Raw genomic sequence first — 20,327 nt, 5'->3', positions numbered from 1 at the left:
TTCACGAGAGTGTACGGCCCTTTGTTTGCTCTAAATACCTGATACCCCCCGCATGTGACACCCCCGTACAGCCTCCACGATTCCAGTCGAGCGCCACAAGCTAGACGTTCTCTAGGCCAATCTTGTCCGCTTGCGTGAACGTCACTGGAAATCACTAAATTGAGTCGTCCAATTTGGATTATTGCGCGTAACAAGCATCATTAAAGGCCGGTTATGCCCGCGCAATAACTCGCCAGAAGCCCAACAACCATTTTTACAGCCGATCAAACTCGGCAACCAGGAAACCAAGTATGTCCAAGAACATCGTCTCCGCTTCGATTATCGCAATAGTCTTGTTGCTGTGGTTGGGATCCGGCCTCATTACCAATGACACAAAATCTACGCCGCAGGCTGTGAGTGCCGCCCCGGAGACTATTGGTTTCGAGCAAAACGAACTCAGCAAAGTTCGTGTGACCGTTATGAACTCAGAGCTGCGAACGCGTCACGTGGTTCTGCGTGGCAGCACCGAAAGTAAAAGAACCGTGGAGGTTAGCGCTGAAATCGCCGGGAAAGTCATTTCCCAGCCGGTAGAGAGAGGCATGCGCGTTAGTCAGGGCCAATTGCTCTGTGAAATAACGGTAGATGACCGCGAAGTTGCCGTTGCAGAAGCCCGCGCCGGGTATGAGCAAGCCAGAATCGAGCATGCCGGAAGCTTGAAGCTGGGCAAGCAAAGTCTGCTGTCTGAGGTAGCTACAGCGTCGACCGAGGCACGCCAGGAGGCCGCCAGAGCAGAATTGCATCGGCAGGTGCTGAACCTGGAGAGGACCCGTATCACCGCACCGTTTGACGGCGTTATCGAGCACATTCACCTCAATGTAGGCGACTACGCGACGCCAGGCGCCTCCTGCGCCACTCTGATGGACCTCAATCCCATGTTGGTGCTGGCACATGTCACGGAAGCAGAGGTCGAGAGCTTGGAGCTCGGCAGCACGGTGTCCGGCGATACTAGAAATGGCCGCGCGATTAGCGGGCAACTTTCTTTTATTGGCAAGCAAAGCGATCCTGTTACCCGTACCTATCCTGTTGAGATCACAGTGGATAACTCAGACTACAGCCTCAGGTCCGGGCTGACCGTCAACATTGAGGTTGGGCTCGATGAGGTGCACGCCCACCTGATCTCATCCTCACTGCTGACCCTAAGCGACAGCGGTGCGCTGGGCATCAGAACCCTGGATGCGGCGAATCGCGTCGAATTCAATGAGGTAAGCATTATCGAGGACGCCGCAGACGGTGTGTGGATTACCGGGCTGCCCGATACTGCCAACCTGATTACGGTCGGTCAGGAGTACGTGACTGTCGGCCAGCTGGTAGAGCCGGTTTACATGCGTAAAGTGAACAATCGCATCGCCAGCCGATGACCTCCCTGATAGAGACTGCTATCAGTCGCACCCGCACCACCATGTCACTACTGGTGATCATGGTTTTGATCGGTGTGATGGCGCGCTTGGCATTGCCTATCGCTAATGATCCGCATGTCGACCTTCCGTTGTTCTACGTTGGCGTAGTGCACGAAGGTATCTCGCCGGAAGATGCAGAGCGCTTGCTGGTGCAACCTCTCGAAATCGAACTGCGCAAGCTAGAGGGCATCGTTGAACTAAAATCTACCGCGGCCGAAGGCATGGCCTCAGCCTTCATTGAGTTTGACGTATCACAGGACCTGAGCAAAGCGCTCAGCGATGTGCGAGAAGCGGTAGACGCGGCACGAGCGGAGATGCCGGCCACCGCTGAAGAGCCATTCGTTGAAGAACTTACGGCTGATAGTTTCCCAATGCTGCAAATAAACTTTATCAGCGAAACCGCCAGCGAACGGCAGCTGTACCAAGCCGCTCTGGCGCTGAGAGAGGAGATCGAGTCGGTTCCTGCTGTGCTTAGTGCCGACCTGCAAGGGCACCGGGAGGAAGTGCTGGAAGTGGTTATCGATCCAGATGCCCTCAACGCGTACCGCCTTTCAGCAGAAGAGTTACTGGTCATTCTGCAGCGCAATAACCGGCTGATTCCTGCCGGCACCATAGAACTGGAAAATGGGCGCTTCGCGGTCAAGGTGCCGGCGATTATGGAGCAGGCCGAAGATGTTCTGGCATTACCTCTGCGCAGCTCAGCAGGCAGTGTGGTGACGCTGAAGGACGTAGCGACCGTGCGCAGGACCTTCAAAGATCGCTCCAGCTTCGCACGCTACAACGGCAGTGAGACAATCTCTATCAGCGTAAAGAAACGCGCCAATGCCAATGTCATCGATAGCGTCGAAGAAGTCCTTGAGATCGTAGAAGCCGCTAGAACCGGTATACCCAGCGGTATCGAGATGATCGTTTCTCAAAATCAGGCCGAATTCGCCGCGGTACAGGTGCGTGAGCTGGAAGGCAATATCCTGACAGCGCTTGCGCTAGTCATGGTTCTTGTCGTCGCTACTATGGGCTTTCGCAGCGGCCTGATTGTTGGCCTCGGTATTCCCTTTTCTCTACTGTTCTCGGTCACCATCATCTACCTGCTCGGCTATACCTTTAATTTCATGGTCATGTTTGGCATGTTATTGGGCCTGGGCATGCTCATCGATGGGGGCATTGTCGTCACCGAGTACGCCAATCGTATGATGAGTGAAGGTATGGACCACAAGTCGGCCTACGCAGAGTCTGTTAAACGCATGTTTTGGCCCGTCACAGCATCGACAGCAACCACTCTAGCCGCCTTTTTACCGATGTTGTTCTGGCCGGGCGTATCGGGCCAATTCATGGGCTACCTGCCAGTCACCGTCTTCACGGTGCTTATTGGATCGCTGCTCTACGCCCTTCTCTTTGGACCAGTGCTGGGAACCTTATTCGGTAAACCCTCCATGCACAACAACGAAGTGGTACACGCGCAGCAGGTGCTGGAGTCTGGCGACCCCACTCAACTGAAGACCTTCACTGGCCGCTTCGCTCGCTTTCTTAGCCTTGTATGCGGTCGGCCAATCCTGGCAGTCGGCATCGTTGCGAGTGTTCTTGTTAGTATCTTCTGGGCCTACGGCAAGTTTGGCGTTGGCACTATCTTCTTCTCTGATGCGGACCCTCAGTTTATTCAGGTTTCGGTACTGGCACGCGGGAATTTCTCTGCCAGCGAAGTCAATGATCTGGTACTCGACGTAGAGAAAGAGATACTGGAAATCCCCGGCATCCGCTTTATAAACACGCAGACCTCACTGCCAGGTCTGAGCAATGATTTTATGGGTAGTAGCTCTGATCGAATCGCATCACTGTTTCTGGAGCTCTACGCGGAATCACAGCGCGACCTCGGAGGCAATGCGATCATCCGGGAAATCCGCCAACGTACCGATAGGCTGGCCGGTATTCATGTGGAAGTACAGCCACTTGAAAAAGGCCCACCGATAGGCAAACCCATACAAATAGAATTCACCTCGCAGGACCGTCCCCTGCTGGAACCGGCAATGACCCGCGTCCGTGCTTATCTAGACTCCCTGCCTGAGTTAGTCGACATTGATGATTCGGCGGCCCTGCCCTCCATCGAATGGCGGGTCGAAGTTGACCGCAAACAGGCCGCATTGTTCGGTGCTGACGTATCTTCGGCTGGTCTGGCAGTCCAGCTGGTCACCAACGGCGTCAAAGTTGGAGAATACAGACCAGACGACGCAGACGACGCCGTCGATATCAGAGTGCGCTATCCCAGTAGTGAGCGCGGCATTCGAGCTATGGAAGAGCTGCGGGTAAGCACTGCTCAGGGCATGATACCGCTGAGCAACTTCGTGAAAATTCAACCGGCCCCCGGTGTCGACGCCTTCAAGCGTATTGACGGCCTGCCGGTAGAACTGATTCGTGCCAGCGTGAGAGATGGCGTGATGGCCGACGGCATGGTTGCGAAGATCGATAACTGGCTGCAGCAACAAGACTTTGATCCAGCCCTGAACATCCGCTTCCGAGGCGCTAATGAAGAGCAGGCAGACTCCATGGCATTTGTATCCGCCGCATTTCTGCTGGCACTTGCTCTGATGTTTATCCTGTTAGTGACTCAGTTCAACAATTTTTATCAGAGCGCACTCATTCTGCTGGCGGTGATTATGTCGACAGCCGGCGTACTGCTAGGACTGTTGCTGCTTTCAAATCCATTCAGCGCACTTTTGACCGGTGTGGGAGTAGTTGCCCTGGCTGGCATCGTGGTCAACAACAACATTATCCTGATCGACACGTTTAACCACGTGCGGGCCCAGCACCCGGAACTGGACACTCGCGCCGTGATCGTGCGGGCAGCGGCACAACGCCTGCGACCCGTGCTACTGACAACCGTCACCACCGTATTCGGCCTGCTACCTCTGGCCTGCGGATACTCGATAGATCTTACATCCAGGACCATTACCGCCGAAGGTGAGATGGCCATGTTTTGGGCACCACTATCTCAGGCCATCGTTTTTGGACTGTCTTTTGCAACGCTGCTTACACTGATTGTGACCCCGGCCATGTTGGCGTTGCCTGAAAGCCTGCAGGCCCTGCCTTCCCGGCTCGGAATTAAGCGCTCGGCGCCTACCCCACATCTTGCTAGCGATTGAGCACCCATTAGTGAGTCACGCTTAAACGCAGGCCCATTCATTTAACTCTAACTGTGCCTGCAGCACCCTCAGGCGAGCATGCCCCCGGATCAAGAGTATTTACTTACCAGCAACCTCATCAGCTGAAAGAGACAGCGCCATAGGTTGCCCGTCAGGGGCTACATTAACGAACGTGATTTTGGTGACGAACAGTGGCGCTTTGGTGTCGGCCAGCTTCTCACCAATGACTTCAATACTATAGGTCGCCGAGGTATTGCCACGTCGCACCAACTGTACGTCAAAACAAAGCAACTCCCCCGGGTGAATCGGGTTCTTGAAGTTCACTTCGCTCAAGGACACCGTAACCAGGCGATTACCCGGAAAATCCAGACTGGCGGTAATATACGCAGACTCATCCACCCATTTAAGCAGGTTGCCTCCAAACAGGTAGCCCTGATCATTAAGAAATTCCGGTAGTACCAGTTTTCTGTGTTCCACGTAGCGGCCTATACAAATGTTAATCATCGGAGAGCGCAGTGTACTGCGGCTTGGCGAGCGAAAGAAGCTGTTCGATAATCACCAATGCAGCTGAGATCATTTGATTTGCCGTTTATATGAATGTCGAAAAATTTTAGTTGCGACACTCTTATAGAGTATCCTCCCGGTCTCGGTATGACTGCATTATTTTTCCAGGACCATTTTTCTCCCGTCACAGCCCCCACCCATCTGGAGTTGAACTTTGAAACTGCTTGTTACGATCGCCTGTCTCACCATCTTGTCGACTACTGCAGCTATCGCGCAGAATGACGCGACTGATACACGTGCAGGAATAGCCCCGGATATTAGAGAAGATAAAACCAATCTAAAACTTCAGCGTGGAGACTTCGTAGCCGTTCCAATCCCAATCTCAAATCCAACGCTGGGAACGGGGCTGGTTGCCGGCGCCGCCTACTTTTATCCGCAATCCGAAGCGCAAAAGAAACTGCAGCCTGCCTCCGTCACCGGCATTGGCGCTATGTACACCAGCAACGAGAGCAAAGCTTTTGCCGTGGTACAGCAGAACTATTGGCGAGATGACAAATGGCGTTTTACGGGAGGCGCAGGCGCGGCAGACCTTAAGCTCACGCTGCTGACTACAGACCAAACCAACAGCGAAAAGAATCTGGACTGGAGGATAGAAGGCACGTTCTTCTACGCGAAACTGGCCAGACGCCTGCAAGGCGACTGGTACGGCGGTGTTCTTACTCGAGTCGTTGACGCCGATCAAAGCATAGAGAGCTCAGTGGTAACTTCATCCAACTCAGATTTCGATGAGGCGGGCAATGTGCGCTCGGTGGGGTTGGGCGTCTACGTTGAGTATGATCAACGTGATAACCCACTGAACAGCTCGAGTGGCCTCTATTTCAAACTGGACGCTCTGTTCAACGACGAGGCGATCGGCAGCAACGACACGTATCAGTCACTTGCCAGCGTATTAAAATCTTATCATCAGCAATCCGAATCCCTTGTCTTAGCCTGGGAAGCCCAAGCATGCCGCCGCAGCGGAACGACGCCACTTTGGGATGCTTGTACCGTCAAACTCCGTGGTTTCTCGGCAACGGATTACCTGGGTACCGTATCGGCCTCAGCTCAGGGCGAGGCGCGCTGGGAATTGAGTGAACGCTGGGGGATAGTCGGTTTTGCGGGTGTTGGATATGTCGGCAGCTCATTTAGCGGCATTCGCGATAATGAGCCTATTCCCAGCTACGGCCTCGGGCTGCGTTTTATGGTGCTGAAAGCCAAGCGCATCAACTTAAGGGTCGACTTTGCCCGCTCCGCTGATAGCGACGCAGTTCATGTATCAGTGGGCGAGGCATTTTGAGGCTCACTTCAACAAGTTTTAGACCGCGGCTGCCAGATAACTGGCCTGTTTAATCGCAGTTTTGGCATCCAACTCCAGCGCTTCATAAGCACCCCCGATCAAGCTAACACTCAAACCGCTGCCCTGCAGCTCATCGTATAGCTTGCGCAGCGGTAACTGGCCGGCACACACAATCACCGTATCAACAGGCAACAGCTGCGGCATGTCGTTGACCAAAAGATGCAGGCCCTCATCGTCGACCTTAAGGTATTCAACGCCGTTGATCATTTTTACATCGCGCCGGGCCAGTGAAATACGATGGGTCCAGCCGGTGGTTCGTCCCAGACCGCGTCCAATCGGTGTCGACTTGCGTTGGAGCAAAAACACTTCCCTGTCGGCCTTAGCCACCTGGGGCTCAACCCCAGTGACACCACCGCGCGGATGATTGTCGAAATCGACGCCCCATTCTTTGGCGAAAACCTCGATATCCAGAGCCGCCGACTTACCTTTGTGCAAAATCAACTCAGCAACGTCAAAACCAATGCCGCCTGCACCCATCACAGCAACGGTTTTGCCAACCTGAACATTGCCTTGAATAACATCGGTGTAACTAACCACTTTGGGGTGATCTATCCCCTTCACGTCTGGAACCCTCGGTTCAATGCCCGTGGCAATCACGACTTCATCCCAGTCTGCGGCGGTAAGCCCTTGTACATCAACCCGGGTATTCAGCTGTAGGTCGATACCCAACACCTCAATCATACGATTGTAATATCGAATGGTTTCATGAAACTCCTCCTTGCCAGGCACCTGTTTGGCCAGATTAAACTGCCCACCAATCTCGTGACTGGAATCAAACAGTGTGACCTTATGGCCTCGCTCCGCCGCGACGGTCGCGTAACCCAGACCAGCAGGACCGGCACCCACAACCGCGATGCGCTTGGGTGCGTCGGTAGGCTCATAGTTCAACTCCGTTTCGTGGCAGGCACGAGGGTTGACCAGACAACTGGTTTCCTTGCCGGCAAAGGTGTGGTCGAGACAGGCCTGGTTGCAGGCAATACAGGTGTTTATTTCGTCCTCTCTACCCTCCAGGGCCTTCAAGACAATATCCGCGTCCGCCAGCATTGGCCGTGCCATAGATACTATATCCGCATGGCCATCACTGAGCACCTGCTCAGCAACATCAGGCATATTGATACGGTTGCTGGTAATGGTCGGGATATTCAATTCCTGGCGCAAGCGCCCGGTAACGCCAACAAATGCTGCTCGCGGTACCCGCGTAGAAATCGTCGGCACTGCCGACTCATGCCAGGTGAAATGGGTGCTCACAATATTGGCTCCCACGGTCTCGACCTTTTTGCCCAGCTGTACCACCTCATCCCAGGACATTCCGCCCTGCAGCATATCCATTGCGGCGATACGAAATATGACAATGAAATCTTCGCCCACGGCCTCACGAACTCTGCGCACCACCTCCACCGGAAAACGCATGCGATTTTCGTAGCAGCCACCCCATTGGTCAGTACGATGGTTGGTTTTTTCAACCAAAAAAGTACTCAGTAAATATCCAGCAGAACCAATAATTTCCACCCCGTCGTAGCCGGCTTCCCTGGCCTTGCTAGCACAGTTGGCAAAATCTCTTAACTGCTTCTCAATACCCTCTTCATCGAGCGCGACAGGGGTAGTCCGTGCAATTCGTGACTTAACAGCCGAGGGCCCAACAACCTTTGGGGAATTGGCCAATGGCCCGGCGTGCAGAATCTGCATACATATCTTCACATCCGGGTCAGCCGCATGCACCGCATCAGTGACCGTTTTATGTGAAGCAGCTTCTTCCGCTGTCTCCAACTTGGCCCCCACCCCACCTTCCATATTCGGTGAGATGCCACCGGTAATAATCATGCCTACACCACCTCGGGCCCGCTCAGTAAAAAATGCAGCCATCCGTTCAAAGCCGTTTTCACTTTCTTCCAGACCCGTGTGCATAGAGCCCATCAGCGCTCGATTCTTAATCTGAGTGAAGCCCAGATCCAGCGGGGCAAACAAGTGGGGATAACGCTCTTTACCGATCATGAATTTTACCTTGGTTGGTTGAATCACTGCTTGTTGCCAAAATGCGTTTACCGGGGAAACTATTCTCTACCCGCTTGCCTTCGGCGATAATTGCATGGCCGTTTACGATCACATAAGCGATCCCATCTGCCTCGCGGTAGGGCTGTTGATAAGTGGCATTGTCCATTATTGTCAGTGGGTCGAAAATGGTGATATCGGCATCCATAGCCAACTGTATCCTACCCTTGCGCCGGAAAGCCTCTGCAAAGTGTTCAAGACGCCTAGCGGGCAAAATGGTCATTTTACCCAGCGCGGTGCTGAGATCGAGCAACTGCTCTTCGCGAACGTAGCGCCCGAGCACCTTGCTGAACGCCCCGTTATGCGGCGCTACGTTTTTATCTTTACTCTCCATCGGCAGCAGATCGCTGACCACAATCACACCCGGTTCGATCACCGCTCGCTGGGTCCACGCCTCTTCCAGATAGTGGTGAATAACCTGACCCTGGGGATGATCAGCGCGGTAGTCATCCCACATGGCTTTATCAAAACGCTCTCCCGTTGCCGCCCATTCGACGTCAGCATAGTCGATATTAAAAATGGTTTGCCAATCGCGGCTGAATACCGCGGAGGAGATCAGCGCTGAGCCTGCGTTATACGGCAGCACCTCAGTAGTGATATCAACCCCCTGCTCCTGCGCCGCCGCCACCTCGACAAGAAACAGGTCTAGATTACTGATGGCATTGTGACTGATGTGGCAAACGTGTACGGATGTATCATATTGCGCCGCTAGACTGATCACTTCCCTCAAACCGGCGGGATCACCATCGATGCCGCGCCGAACATGCACAAACACAGGCACGCCAGCTTGCGCCGCCACCTGAAAAATCATAGCTATCTCGGCATCGCCAACCGCCTCACTGATATAGTCCAGTGCCAGCCCGACGCCCAGCGCGCCCTGCGCCAAATCAGTTTCAAGCAAATTCCGTAGCTGGGACAATTCCTGCAGATTCGCCGTCTCCCGCAGAGTCGGCGCCAACGCGGCATCGTTACCCCAGATCAGGTTTACCAGTGCTGTCTTCCACCCCTTGTACCCCTCCGGCTTTGGCTGCCCTATACCACCTGACATCACCAGACCATTTTTCTCGAACAAGCGCATACCGATATAGCCTGCAGATGCACCGAAATTAATCATCGCTTCACTACTAATCTGCGCTCCATAACTTTGTAAGGGGTAATGTCCGGCTTCAAGCTCGAGTGCCGTAGTGACGCCATCAAAAGCCTGATAATACTGCCCTAACTGTGTCGGTGAGTGTGTGTGAAGATCAATGAAACCTGGCGCGACCACCAACCCCGTCGCATCTATAGTAATGTCGCCGACCAGCGGCGCTGTCGAAACCGCGACAATAGTACCGTCGCGAACCCCGATATGTCGGGTGGCATCGAGTCCGCTTTCGGGATCGATTACCCGCCCGTGGTTTATCACCAAGGCATAGTCACTGGCATGGGTAACCATGGCTAGCATGCCAGCCATCAGTAACAACAATGGCTTACGCAACCAATGAGCGAAAGCAAGCCCGCGGCCTTTGTAGAACCGACCATCTACTGCCAACTTCTTCATCAACTTCGCCCCCACATGAAAGTTCAACGAATGGTGACGTATCACCATCCAATTTCAGGGCGAATAGCCCTTCGACATAGGGTACGACAACCGCGGTCACAAAACCCGCTTTCTTGCCGCACCGCTGACTTACAGCGCTCAACTGAGGTACGATAGTCACTCAATCTCGAGCGACGATATTATGGGTACAGCCACACAAACTTCACTACCATTTAGCGAAATTGTAAAAGTCCGCTTCCGCGATATGGACGCACAGGGCCACCTGTATTTCGCCAACTATATGGTCTATGCCGACGAAGTTCTGGGCAGCTATATGGAAGAACTGGGGCTGGGGGCTATGAACCCACACAAACTGCCGTGCCTGATTTTTACTGTCAATATTCATTGTGACTACGTGGACGAAATTGGCGGCAACGCGGAAGTTAACGTCTGCGTGGGATATTCCAGATTAGGCAACTCTAGTGCTGACGCTGCCTTTGAGTTATACGACAATGCCCGCGGTACACTGTTGGCAAAGGGGGGGCTTACTCAGGTCTTTGTCGATCCGGACACACGCAAGTCCATACCAATACCAGCGTTCTTCAAAGCGGGAATAGTCGAGCAGCAGCCAGATATTACCGGCGCTTCGACAATTTAGTCGTCGGTGTCGGTTATGGCGATCAGCCGACTATGCCTTCTTCCGATGGCTAGCGGCTAATTTGCAACGCGCCCAATGATGCACATCAACGCCCTGCCGATGGGTTTGTAGCAAAATGGGCGTTTACTTGATCGCAGGCAGGGTACGCGGCTATGAGAACGATTCATGCGGATGTCATTATCGTCGGTGCGGGCGGTGGTGGTTTGCGAGCCGCTATTGCAGCCGCGGAAGCTGATTCCGATCTTACTATCGCGCTGATATCGAAGGTATACCCCATGCGCAGCCATACGGTTGCAGCAGAAGGCGGTGCAGCTGGTGTGATTCAATCTCATGATTCCTTTACCGACCATTTCAATGACACGGTATCCGGCAGCGACTGGCTGGCTGACCAAAACGTCGTTGAGTATTTTGTCGAGCAATGCCCACAAGAAATGCTACGTCTGGAACACTGGGGCTGCCCCTGGAGCCGCAAGCCGGATGGCAGCATCAATGTGCGCGCCTTTGGCGGCATGAAAACAGAACGAACCTGGTTTGCCGCGGACAAAACCGGCTTCCATATACTCCACACATTGTTTCAAACCTCTATCAAATACCCGTCTATTCAGCGCTTCGATGAATACTTTGTTACCGACCTTCTTATCGACGACGGAGTTACTCAGGGCGTATTGGCTATCAATATCGCCGAGGGTGTGTTCACCCGATTTATCGGCAAAGCGGTTGTTATCGCAACCGGTGGCGCTGCTCGCGTATATCGATTCAATACCAATGGCGGCATCGTCACTGGAGACGGTATGTCACTGGCGTATCGTGCCGGCGTACCTTTGCGTGACATGGAGTTTGTTCAGTATCACCCAACCGGTCTGCCGGGATCCGGGATTTTGATGACTGAAGGCTGTCGCGGCGAGGGCGGGGTACTGACGAATCGAGACGGCTATCGCTATCTTCAGGACTATGCCTTAGGGCCGGAGACTCCCGTGGGTCACCCTAGAAACAAAACTATGGAACTGGGGCCGCGGGACAAACTCAGTCAGGCGTTCTGGCATGAAGAACAAAAAGGACGAGTGGTTGAAACACCTAGAGGTACCGCCGTAAATCTTGACCTTCGGCATCTGGGCGAAGCCAAAATCAACGAGAGGCTGCCGTTTATTCGCGAGCTGGCCTCGGCCTATCTTGGAGTTGACCCAGTACACGACCCAATACCTGTGCGCCCTACAGTGCATTACACCATGGGCGGCATACCCACCAATATTCACACTGAGACCAGCATGCCAGGACTCTTCGCTGTTGGGGAATGCGCCAGTTCAGGCCTCCATGGAGCCAACCGCCTGGGCTCTAACTCGCTGGCTGAACTGTGCGTCCTCGGCCGGGTAGCTGGAGAACAGGCCGCCCGTTTTGCGCGCGGCACGGCAACCGCCAACCCCGAAGCGCACCAGGACGATGTGGCTGCGCGAGCAAACGGTTGGCTAGCAATAAAAAATCAACAGGGCAGCGAGAGCCTCGCTGACGTTCGCAATGATCTGGCCGAGACTATGGAAACAGGCCTTGGCATCTATCGTCAGGAGGAGTCGATGCGGGCCACTTGCCAGCAGATATCCGAGCTCAAGCAGCGTTACCAACGTATTGGGATGAAAGATGGCAGCCACGCCTTCAATACCGAATGGTTAGGCATGATCGAACTGGGCTTTCTATTGGATATAGGCGAAGCCATGGCGCATTCAGCCAGTAATAGAAAGGAAAGCAGAGGCTCTCACCAACGCCTCGATGGCGCAGAAAAAGGCTGGACCCAGCGCAATGACGTGGACTATTTAAAGCACTCTCTGGTTTTTCGAAGTGACAGCGGCGCTCCCACCATCGACTATCAGGATGTGGTTATTACCCGCTCACCGCCAGCCACACGCGCATACGGCGCGGCCGCAGATGACAAGAAGGAGGCACTCTAATGAATATCGCTGCCCCCTCCGCTGACATAATGAAAGTTACCGTACAGCGCTACCGTCCCGAGCAAGACAACGAACCCTGGCTCCAACATTATCAGGTGCCATTCTCCGCAGATACCTCTGTGCTTGAAGCGCTTCAGCATATTAAGGATCACCTTGATCCCAGCCTGAGTTTTCGCTGGTCATGTCGTATGGCTATCTGCGGCAGCTGCGGTTTCATGATTAATGGTGTGCCCAAACTCGGTTGCAAAGCGTTCCTGCGAGATTATTCTGAATTGCATATCGCCGCATTGGACAACTTCCCGATTGAGAGGGACCTGATATCGGATATATCAGGTTTTGTGGAGAATCTGGAAACCATCAAGCCTTACATTATCCGCGACGACCCACAGGAACTGGACACGAGTCAGCCTATCAACCAAGCGTTTATACAAACACCGGCAGAGCTTTCTTTGTACCAACAGTTCTCCCAGTGTATTAATTGCGGACTGTGCTATGCGGCCTGCCCGCAGTTTGGGCGCAATCCAGACTTTCTCGGACCGGCTGCGCTGGCATTAGCCTCACGCTACAACCGCGACTCGCGTGATCAGGGACAGGAGCAAAGAGCGCTTTTTCTGAATGCCGAAGAAGGCGTCTGGAGCTGCACTTTCGTCGGTTATTGTTCAGAGGTATGCCCCAAGCAGGTCGACCCTGCTGCAGCGATTAATCAGGGCAAAGCAGCCAGTACCACAGATTACATGCTGAACCTCCTGTCACTGTCCAAGAGTGGGGAAAAGGAATGACAGAAAATCACGAGCATAAACAGACGTTTCGCAAGCCCTACCAACATAAGCAATCGCGCTGGTGGTGGCTGCAGAATCGATTTTTTACCTTGTACTTGATACGTGAAGCTACCGCCGTTTGGGTACTGCTGTATTGCCTGCTGCTTTTAAGCGGCCTGGTTAGCCTGAGTGAGGGCGAGGCCGCCTGGAGCGATTGGCTGAACAGTCTAAGTCATCCTGCAGCAGTCGGTTTTCAAATGATTGTTCTGACAGCTGTCGTCTATCATGCGGTAACCTGGTTTAAGCTGGCACCGAAAATCATGGTCGTGCGTATTGGCACATGGACCATGCCAGAAAGACTGATGCTAATTGGTCAGTGGCTGGGGCTGCTGATCTTGACCGCGGCGCTGCTGGGCCTCGCCATCGCGTGGGGGGCTTGAAGCGATGCTATCATCACAAAGTAAACCACAGCGTCAATATCCTCGCTCGCATGAACCCATAGTTTGGAGCCTGTTTGGCGCCGGCGGCATGGTTGTCGCTTTTTTGCTACCGGCCGCAGTGCTGATCACCGGCTTTATAGCACCGCTGGGAGTCGCTGAACTCCCAATACTTAGCTATTCTCTGGCGCTTGAATTTTGCCGCTCCTGGTGGGGTTCTCTGTTCATCCTGGTGTGTATTGTCCTACCTGCTTTCCATGCAGCTCATCGCCTTTATCATGGCATGCATGACCTCCATCTGCGTGGCGCCAACTGGCTGATGTTGACAGTATTCTATGGGGGCGCCAGCGGCCTGGCTTGCGCCACGCTATTCTACCTGTGGATACTCCGGCATTAGGCCTCCAGCCACTATCCGTGCATGCTAGACTCCCGATTTACCATTGAAATTCGATGGTCTGGGGAGCCTACATAGAGTTTCTTCGACACCATTTCTCGCTGAGAAAAGCTGTCGAATTAGCTCAATAAAAATGGAAGGAAGCCAATGAAACAGTTAACGCGTACAGATTCAATTTCTGTATTCAACGAATCGGCGTCAGCACCGTTGCATATCAGTCCCTTACGCATCTATGGCCCCTCAGAATCCGAACAGGAGCCCATGCGCTTCAAAGATATTTCAGTTTCCTGTCCTGCCGCAATATGATGTCCGATCATGATTTCTATCACCACTGCATGAACTGCTCACTCGAAGAGCATATGAAAGGTGCTCGCGATGACACCGGACTAAACCAAGCGCTTGTATGCAGCATTTGGCCGTCTAGATGGCGCTTCGTTACTCCCTGAACTAGAGAAAGATAGATGAGATTAAGCTCCGCATTTCTAAAACTCCCGCTGCGTTTTGACATTGAGCGACTGAAGGGCGAAGCAATGCAGTTCGGTGAAGCTGACTGGGAATACCACCCCCAGAGAGAAACCGGCAACACCGCGCTGCCTCTTATCTCGGTCGACGGAGAGAATAATAATTTATTCGAGGGTGAGATGAAGCCAACATCAGCGCTTGAGCGTTGCCCCTATATACAGCAGGTTATGGCAGCATTTGGGACTGTAGTTGGGCGCACAAGATTAATGCGTCTAAAAGCGGGTTGTGATGTTCCAGCACACAGCGATGGAAATTACGCCTGGCGAAACCGCCTACGTATTCACATACCAATCATCACTCACCCTGACGTCATTTTTTCATCCATAGACAATATCGATATCCACATGGCTGCGGGAGATGCCTGGACCTTTGATAATTGGAGAGAGCATGCCGTCTACAACAACAGCGGCGTCGATAGAGTTCATCTGGTTATAGATACGGCGGGCTCTTCGCAATTCTGGGCAACCGTAAAATCTGGATGGGACCCCAGTAGCGCAGATCAAGAGCAGCACCAAGCCATCAAGTACTATCCATTTAGCCAGAATTCAGCCGATAATCACTTTGCTCTAGAGCGCTTCAACTCGCTACCTGTTAGGTCTCCTGACGAAGTTAACGCTATGTGCAACGAACTTCTTTCCGACCTTGGACAGTTTCAGAGGTCGTCGCCCAAGCTGTTTGTCGACCTGATGCAGGCAATCGAGTTATTCAAACATGATTGGGCTGGTTACTGGGCGCAATATTGGGACCTCACTGAGTATATCCCTCATTATCAGCTACTGATTAAGCGCATTAAGGCCAAAATTAGACCTCTGCTGAAGCACGCCAGTTTCGACAGCAATAGCGCTGACGTCTACACGGTGGCCGCGGCCTGGATTACGAGCATGACTAGTGAGGCCGCGCCGCAACGGTTTGACCGGAGCGCGCTTGCATTGAAACCGGAAAACACCGTAGCACAAGCTAGTACAAGCTTCGTGGATACAAACAAGGCTGGATCTGGTCTTACTCTTGACGAGTACATTGCCAGGTTCAGCCTACCCGCCTTCGAACAGCCGATTTTTATCGTCGCTGCACCGCGGTCTGGCAGCACAATGCTTTTCGAAGCATTGCAACGAAACAAGGGGCTATGGACCATTGGAGACGAGAGCCAGCGCGAAGTCGAATCCATCTCCTCGCTTCACCCCGCCAATAGACAATTTGCCTCCAATGAGCTGGGAAAGGACGATTATACTCCACAGATAGGCGCGCAGTTAATGGAGGCCTTTATGGCCAGACTTCAAAACCCCGGTGGTACTGGCTACGAACAAACACCCGAAGAGTACCAACCTAAATCAATACGATTCTTGGAGAAAACTCCTAAGAATTCTTTACGAATTGCATTTTTCCGCGCCATGTTTCCTGATGCCAAATTCATTTATCTACATCGCTCTGCACGATCAAATATTGGCAGCATGATTGACGCATGGAATTCACAGAAGTTTGTTACCTACCGAAACCTGCCCGATTGGAGCGGACCAGATTGGTCACTATTGCTGCCGGAAGGATGGCGTGACGTGCACGGCCAATCAATAGCCGAGATTGCCGCTTGGCAATGGGCCGCGACAAACAAGAAAATTATGCAGGACCTTTCTCAACTGCCAAAAACCGACTGGACCACAATAAGCTATGAGACCTTAATCGAATCGCCCAGCGATTCTCTTCAAGGACTCTGTCAGTTCGCTGAGATACCCTTTGGGCCTAGAATGGAAATCTTTGCGAAGCAAGGTTTTCCGCAATCACGCTACACACTAACAGCACCGGAAAACCAGAAGTGGCTTAGACATGAAAAGGAGATTCTTGAAGCTGAAGAAATATTCCTGAGCATAGAAAATGAAATAAATGAATTCCACTAGGCCCCAATATTATTAGGAAGTGGCGCAATCTTTTGGCATGGGGTTGATTCGAAACGTTCTGGTAGCTCTTCACCACTGGCATATCACTCTTTGATCTTGGGGCTACTGAGTCTCAGCCAGTACTCTATTAATCATAGTGTCCTGATAAAACTGTGGGTCGGACAGATTCATCATGTGAGCAGATTTTTCGAACCATATGAACGCCTTCCGCGGCGCGCTAAGCTTCTCAAAGTAGCGCTCAGCAAGCTCTGAAGGAGTGTTGTAGTCGTATCTTCCGGCCAAAAAATACACCGGCACTTGCCAGTCTAATGCCGTTTCTTCCAGATTATACCTGGCAACTTCGGGCCACATTACCGCTGACACGTCCAAGCCCTTTAACATGGCGTAAGTGTCAGCCAGAGAGTAATCGGGGGATGTAAAAACAGCCAGAAAAATATCTGCATATCCCAGACCGCGAAACCCTCCACCGTAGTAGTAGAGCCACTTACGCTGTACCCGCAGTTGACCAATGTCGTCGGTATATGGGGGAGCCAGCGCAGCAAGTTCAGCTATGGCAGCTTTATTGTTATCAGCAACAGCCTCTTCGCGGACAAAATTGAGCGATACCACTTCGTTATCGTGCAAATTTGTTAGCTGCCCCAACCCAATATAGGCGTGAAATAGCTCCGGTTCTCTTTGCACCACAAGAGTTCCAAGCATAGAACCCCAGGAGTGGCCTGCCAGATAAATCTTGTCTTGCTGAAACCGGGCTCGAAGATGGTTGGTCAAAGCAAGCGTGTCATCTATGAACACAGGCACCGTTAGGTCTTTATTGCTAAAGCCCTGGCGCCTGGTCTTTCCAGAGCCACGCTGGTCCCAGTGAACCACGGTAAAATGTTCTTCAATCTCGAGGTCGAACAAGTGTGAGAAGGGCAACTCCGGCATCCCCGGGCCGCCGTGCAAATACAGCAGTACCGGATTACTTGTATCGTGACCACGGATCTTAACCCACTGTTGCAGCCCGTTTAACTCAACCAGCTCAAGAGTTTGAATACCGCGCGGAGAAACAATCTGAGTCTCATTTTCAATGCTACTTTGCTTGTAGCTGCGATAGCTCAGGGCGACAGTGAGAACCAACACAATGAAACCCAACAGTGGGTAAACGAACCAGCGCGCCAATACTTTCATGCCTATAGACTCGGTAGCGAAAAGCTGGATTACAGTATGGCACAGGAGATCGAGGGCGCAGAGTGCACAAGTTTACTTACCGTGCGAGGTAAGACAGCCAAACCACTGGGCTAAATCCAGCGCGATAACTAGGCGATATCACTGTTTTTGTTCAGCCAATAACACTGGAATATCCACCCCACGATAAACACGGCCACAAAACTCAGATAGAACATCTTCAACAGAGGCGCCTCGGGATTGGTCAATACCGGGTCACCTATGGGAAGACGCAGCAAGCCATCGGTGATGGCAGGGATCATGTGAAACAGCAAGGTTCCCGAAAAGCAAAATGCCTGAAAGTAGTCGGCAATCTTTGAAAGCGCAGAAATCCTGGTCACAAGGAACCCGGCCGCTAGAGCCAGCAAGGTGAGCACTGCCAAAGCATGAGCGGGCCCGAAAGCGCCGCGCTGATATATCATTAGTGCCGTCGCTGCAGCAAGGAATGTACAAATCAAATAAACCCGCCCGGTTAGTTGATCAGGCTTTATGACTTTGTAAACGGCCAGCGTGTAATAGCCGGCAATTAGAGCCGCTATCGCAATGATGGTGTGTATCCATCCGAGTAGTATCATTTCAGGCATGGGGTTTCCTCTCCAATAGTGCGTTTATGGGCGCCAGACAGACTAGAATGCCGTCAGAGCATTTCCAATTTTTGGTTAACAATATCTTGCAATAACGGACTTTGAGCTGCCCGCTCAAAAGCGTCGTTGATCATTTTTGAGCGATTTGCAACTACGGGTCGATAATTGGGATGGGTGAAAATATAGAGCTCCCCGGCCCTAAGTGCCTCAACCAATCGCTGACCGACAATTGATGCGTCGATTCCATTTTGCACTGCCGCCTTCGCCTTACCAAAAAAATCAATTGGGTCAGTCGCCTCAGTCTGCTGACTTTGATAGCGCGCCTGCCGGTTTCGGTTAGAGTCGTAGATACGGGTTTGCACAAAGGCGGGGCATAGTACCGATACTGCAATGTCATGACCTTTGAGCTCTCCGGCCCAGCTTTCAGACAACGCCACCACTGCCGATTTAGTGGCGGTATAGGCACCACTATAGGGTACGCCCCCCATCCCCGCCATCGACCCGACATTGACCACCCAGCCGCCCTCACCGTGCGCCTTAATTAGCGGCACAATCGTTTTGGCACCAAAAACGACGCCCATGAGATTGACGCTCAAGGCCCAATTCCAGGTGTCACTACTCTGACTTTCAATTGACCCCGCGGCGCCACCCACACCCGCATTATTGACCAGCATATGGATTTTCCCGAAACGTGCCGCGGCTTGAGCAGCCACGTTTTGCCACTGCGCCTCTTCTGCAACATCCAGCATTACGGCCAGCACGGGCACACCTGACCGATCTAACTCCGCCGCAGCTTTTTCCAGATTCCCCTCATCTATATCTGCTAGCACAATATTCATTTCTTGCTCGCCCAGCGCCTTTGCAATCGCCAGGCCAATGCCTTCCGCACCACCGCTGATTAACGCTGTTTTTCCTGCAAACTCTTTCATTTTCTTTACCTCTCTACACTCAGATGCCGCGACTACCAGCTAAAAGACTTTTCATCATCGTTGGCAATAGTTCGTCAAAACTGTGCCCTTGTGTAAGCTGTCCGGCTAGATCCAACGACACCAGACCGTGTATACAGGCCCAGAATGTATGAGCCAGCAAGGTAGGGTTGCCTTGCATAGATCCTGACTCAACGGCACGCAGTATCGCTTCAAACAGCACTTTCCGAGTTCGTTCTTGCGCCTTGTCTGTCTCCGGGTACTTTTTAGCCTGATGGATGTTAACGACATAAAGAAGCCGATATGCGTGCGGCGCCTCGTGTGCAAAGCTCGAATAGACGCGCCCCAGGACTTCCAGACGGGCGAGCGGTTCCAGAGTAAGCGGCACCTCCTCCAAAGCCTGCGCCAGGCGATGAAATAGATCGGCTCGCAGCGCAGCAAACACATCTTCCTTATTTTCAAAATAGCGGTAAGCCATCATCGGACTACAGCCCATAACCTTGGCAATTCCGCGCATAGTGACTGATTCATAGTCGTCGCGTTGATAGAGCTCGTAGGCGGTTTTGCAATAGGCGCTACGAAAGCTGTCGATATCAATTTGGGAGAGCGGTTTTCTTGGCATGCGTTTATATTACAGCGTATATTTTACAATGTAAAACATACGCTTTGCTGATGCCATGTTTGCCTGGATAGACAGCAAGACTCTCGATGATGGCAAAGACTACTGGTGCAGTGGCACTAGTAGCGGCCGCAAGAAATGGAACGGATGCTCTGGGCAGTACCAGCCTCTCGCAGCGCGCATCGTAAGGCAGACGCGCTCCGAGCAAAAAGCGGAAGATTGCCCGGTTCAAGAGCAATGAAGAACTGCAGGGTTTCCTCAAGTCGCGTTTCTTCGGCAGGTTTTTTTATGACCTACCTTCGATTGATGAACAAATTTGGCAAGCCCGAAAAAATCGTCTTGCCGTCATTTCGCGCAAC

The 20,327-nt window shown here is 52.6% G+C and carries 16 protein-coding genes; 9 read left to right on the top strand and 7 right to left on the bottom strand.

The genetic code is table 11. The annotated features are described in order from the left end of the window. Nucleotides 1-290 precede the first annotated feature (290 nt). Both EYC98_RS07325 and EYC98_RS07320 read left to right on the top strand, forming a co-directional pair. On the top strand, nt 291-1,397 hold the full coding sequence (locus tag EYC98_RS07325; RefSeq protein WP_279244664.1) for an efflux RND transporter periplasmic adaptor subunit: 1,107 nt from the start codon (nt 291-293) through the stop codon (nt 1,395-1,397). Beyond that, on the top strand, nt 1,394-4,570 hold the full coding sequence (locus EYC98_RS07320; protein ID WP_279244663.1) for an efflux RND transporter permease subunit: 3,177 nt from the start codon (nt 1,394-1,396) through the stop codon (nt 4,568-4,570). The genes EYC98_RS07325 and EYC98_RS07320 overlap by 4 nt, the downstream gene beginning before the upstream one ends. Before the next feature lie 99 nt (nt 4,571-4,669). On the opposite strand, the gene EYC98_RS07315 is transcribed toward EYC98_RS07320, so the two are convergent. Beyond that, nucleotides 4,670-5,047: an acyl-CoA thioesterase gene (locus EYC98_RS07315; protein ID WP_279244662.1), complete on the bottom strand. Its 378-nt coding sequence runs from the start codon at nt 5,045-5,047 to the stop codon at nt 4,670-4,672. A 241-nt stretch (nt 5,048-5,288) separates the two neighbouring features. On the opposite strand from EYC98_RS07315, the gene EYC98_RS07310 reads away from it, so the two are divergent. Then, nucleotides 5,289-6,410 (top strand): BamA/TamA family outer membrane protein, encoded by a 1,122-nt coding sequence (locus EYC98_RS07310; RefSeq protein ID WP_279244661.1) that lies wholly within the window; start codon nt 5,289-5,291, stop codon nt 6,408-6,410. Between the two features lie 18 nt (nt 6,411-6,428). Here the strand turns inward: EYC98_RS07310 and EYC98_RS07305 are convergent, their stop codons facing one another. Together EYC98_RS07305 and EYC98_RS07300 are read right to left on the bottom strand one after the other, a co-directional pair. Then, entirely contained in the window at nt 6,429-8,462 is a 2,034-nt protein-coding gene (locus EYC98_RS07305; RefSeq protein WP_279244660.1) for an oxidoreductase, read from the bottom strand. Next, complete coding sequence (locus tag EYC98_RS07300; RefSeq protein ID WP_279244659.1) at nt 8,452-10,059, bottom strand: amidohydrolase family protein; 1,608 nt, start codon at nt 10,057-10,059, stop codon at nt 8,452-8,454. Before EYC98_RS07300 ends, EYC98_RS07305 begins: the two co-directional genes overlap by 11 nt. Nucleotides 10,060-10,240: 181 nt before the next feature. On the opposite strand from EYC98_RS07300, the gene EYC98_RS07295 reads away from it, so the two are divergent. From EYC98_RS07295 to EYC98_RS07270, 6 genes are all read left to right on the top strand, one after another. Next, a complete protein-coding gene (locus tag EYC98_RS07295; protein WP_279244658.1) occupies nt 10,241-10,696 on the top strand; it encodes an acyl-CoA thioesterase in 456 nt (151 codons plus the stop codon). A gap of 152 nt (nt 10,697-10,848) precedes the next feature. Further along, on the top strand, nt 10,849-12,636 hold the full coding sequence (gene frdA / locus EYC98_RS07290) for a fumarate reductase (quinol) flavoprotein subunit (RefSeq protein ID WP_279244657.1): 1,788 nt from the start codon (nt 10,849-10,851) through the stop codon (nt 12,634-12,636). Beyond that, nucleotides 12,636-13,415, top strand: a complete 780-nt coding sequence (locus tag EYC98_RS07285; RefSeq protein WP_320415541.1) for a succinate dehydrogenase/fumarate reductase iron-sulfur subunit — start codon at nt 12,636-12,638, stop codon at nt 13,413-13,415. Before frdA ends, EYC98_RS07285 begins: the two co-directional genes overlap by 1 nt. After that, on the top strand, nt 13,412-13,834 hold the full coding sequence (locus EYC98_RS07280; RefSeq protein WP_279244656.1) for a hypothetical protein: 423 nt from the start codon (nt 13,412-13,414) through the stop codon (nt 13,832-13,834). The genes EYC98_RS07285 and EYC98_RS07280 overlap by 4 nt, the downstream gene beginning before the upstream one ends. Before the next feature lie 4 nt (nt 13,835-13,838). Beyond that, nucleotides 13,839-14,228, top strand: coding sequence for a fumarate reductase subunit FrdD (gene frdD, locus EYC98_RS07275; RefSeq protein ID WP_279244655.1), 390 nt, complete (start codon nt 13,839-13,841; stop codon nt 14,226-14,228). Between the two features lie 458 nt (nt 14,229-14,686). After that, nucleotides 14,687-16,636: a sulfotransferase gene (locus EYC98_RS07270; protein ID WP_279244654.1), complete on the top strand. Its 1,950-nt coding sequence runs from the start codon at nt 14,687-14,689 to the stop codon at nt 16,634-16,636. Nucleotides 16,637-16,738: 102 nt separating this feature from the next. On the opposite strand, the gene EYC98_RS07265 is transcribed toward EYC98_RS07270, so the two are convergent. The 4 genes from EYC98_RS07265 to EYC98_RS07250 form a co-directional block, all read right to left on the bottom strand. Beyond that, nucleotides 16,739-17,803, bottom strand: coding sequence for an alpha/beta fold hydrolase (locus EYC98_RS07265; RefSeq protein ID WP_279244653.1), 1,065 nt, complete (start codon nt 17,801-17,803; stop codon nt 16,739-16,741). Nucleotides 17,804-17,931: 128 nt separating this feature from the next. Next, nucleotides 17,932-18,423: a hypothetical protein gene (locus EYC98_RS07260; RefSeq protein WP_279244652.1), complete on the bottom strand. Its 492-nt coding sequence runs from the start codon at nt 18,421-18,423 to the stop codon at nt 17,932-17,934. Nucleotides 18,424-18,476: 53 nt separating this feature from the next. Continuing rightward, nucleotides 18,477-19,352 (bottom strand): SDR family NAD(P)-dependent oxidoreductase, encoded by an 876-nt coding sequence (locus EYC98_RS07255; protein ID WP_279244651.1) that lies wholly within the window; start codon nt 19,350-19,352, stop codon nt 18,477-18,479. 19 nt (nt 19,353-19,371) lie between these two features. Next, nucleotides 19,372-19,971: a TetR/AcrR family transcriptional regulator gene (locus EYC98_RS07250; RefSeq protein ID WP_279244650.1), complete on the bottom strand. Its 600-nt coding sequence runs from the start codon at nt 19,969-19,971 to the stop codon at nt 19,372-19,374. Between the last annotated feature and the right edge of the window lie 356 nt (nt 19,972-20,327).

This window comes from Candidatus Litorirhabdus singularis (assembly GCF_026262625.1).
Classification (GTDB): Bacteria; Pseudomonadota; Gammaproteobacteria; order Pseudomonadales; family Halieaceae; genus Litorirhabdus; species Litorirhabdus singularis.
Note: the sequence above shows the minus strand (reverse complement) of the source record. Positions and strands in the feature narration are given on the sequence as shown.

Bases quoted from the DNA above. Each gene is read 5' to 3' on its own strand.
- frdD (WP_279244655.1), top strand. From the start codon at position 13,839: ATGCTATCATCACAAAGTAAACCACAGCGTCAATATCCTCGCTCGCAT.
- EYC98_RS07250 (WP_279244650.1), bottom strand. From the start codon at position 19,971: ATGCCAAGAAAACCGCTCTCCCAAATTGATATCGACAGCTTTCGTAGC.
- EYC98_RS07280 (WP_279244656.1), top strand. From the start codon at position 13,412: ATGACAGAAAATCACGAGCATAAACAGACGTTTCGCAAGCCCTACCAA.
- EYC98_RS07260 (WP_279244652.1), bottom strand. From the start codon at position 18,423: ATGCCTGAAATGATACTACTCGGATGGATACACACCATCATTGCGATA.
- EYC98_RS07325 (WP_279244664.1), top strand. From the start codon at position 291: ATGTCCAAGAACATCGTCTCCGCTTCGATTATCGCAATAGTCTTGTTG.
- EYC98_RS07295 (WP_279244658.1), top strand. From the start codon at position 10,241: ATGGGTACAGCCACACAAACTTCACTACCATTTAGCGAAATTGTAAAA.
- EYC98_RS07285 (WP_320415541.1), top strand. From the start codon at position 12,636: ATGAATATCGCTGCCCCCTCCGCTGACATAATGAAAGTTACCGTACAG.
- EYC98_RS07270 (WP_279244654.1), top strand. From the start codon at position 14,687: ATGAGATTAAGCTCCGCATTTCTAAAACTCCCGCTGCGTTTTGACATT.
- EYC98_RS07255 (WP_279244651.1), bottom strand. From the start codon at position 19,352: ATGAAAGAGTTTGCAGGAAAAACAGCGTTAATCAGCGGTGGTGCGGAA.
- EYC98_RS07305 (WP_279244660.1), bottom strand. From the start codon at position 8,462: ATGATCGGTAAAGAGCGTTATCCCCACTTGTTTGCCCCGCTGGATCTG.
- EYC98_RS07320 (WP_279244663.1), top strand. From the start codon at position 1,394: ATGACCTCCCTGATAGAGACTGCTATCAGTCGCACCCGCACCACCATG.
- EYC98_RS07265 (WP_279244653.1), bottom strand. From the start codon at position 17,803: ATGAAAGTATTGGCGCGCTGGTTCGTTTACCCACTGTTGGGTTTCATT.
- EYC98_RS07300 (WP_279244659.1), bottom strand. From the start codon at position 10,059: ATGAAGAAGTTGGCAGTAGATGGTCGGTTCTACAAAGGCCGCGGGCTT.
- frdA (WP_279244657.1), top strand. From the start codon at position 10,849: ATGAGAACGATTCATGCGGATGTCATTATCGTCGGTGCGGGCGGTGGT.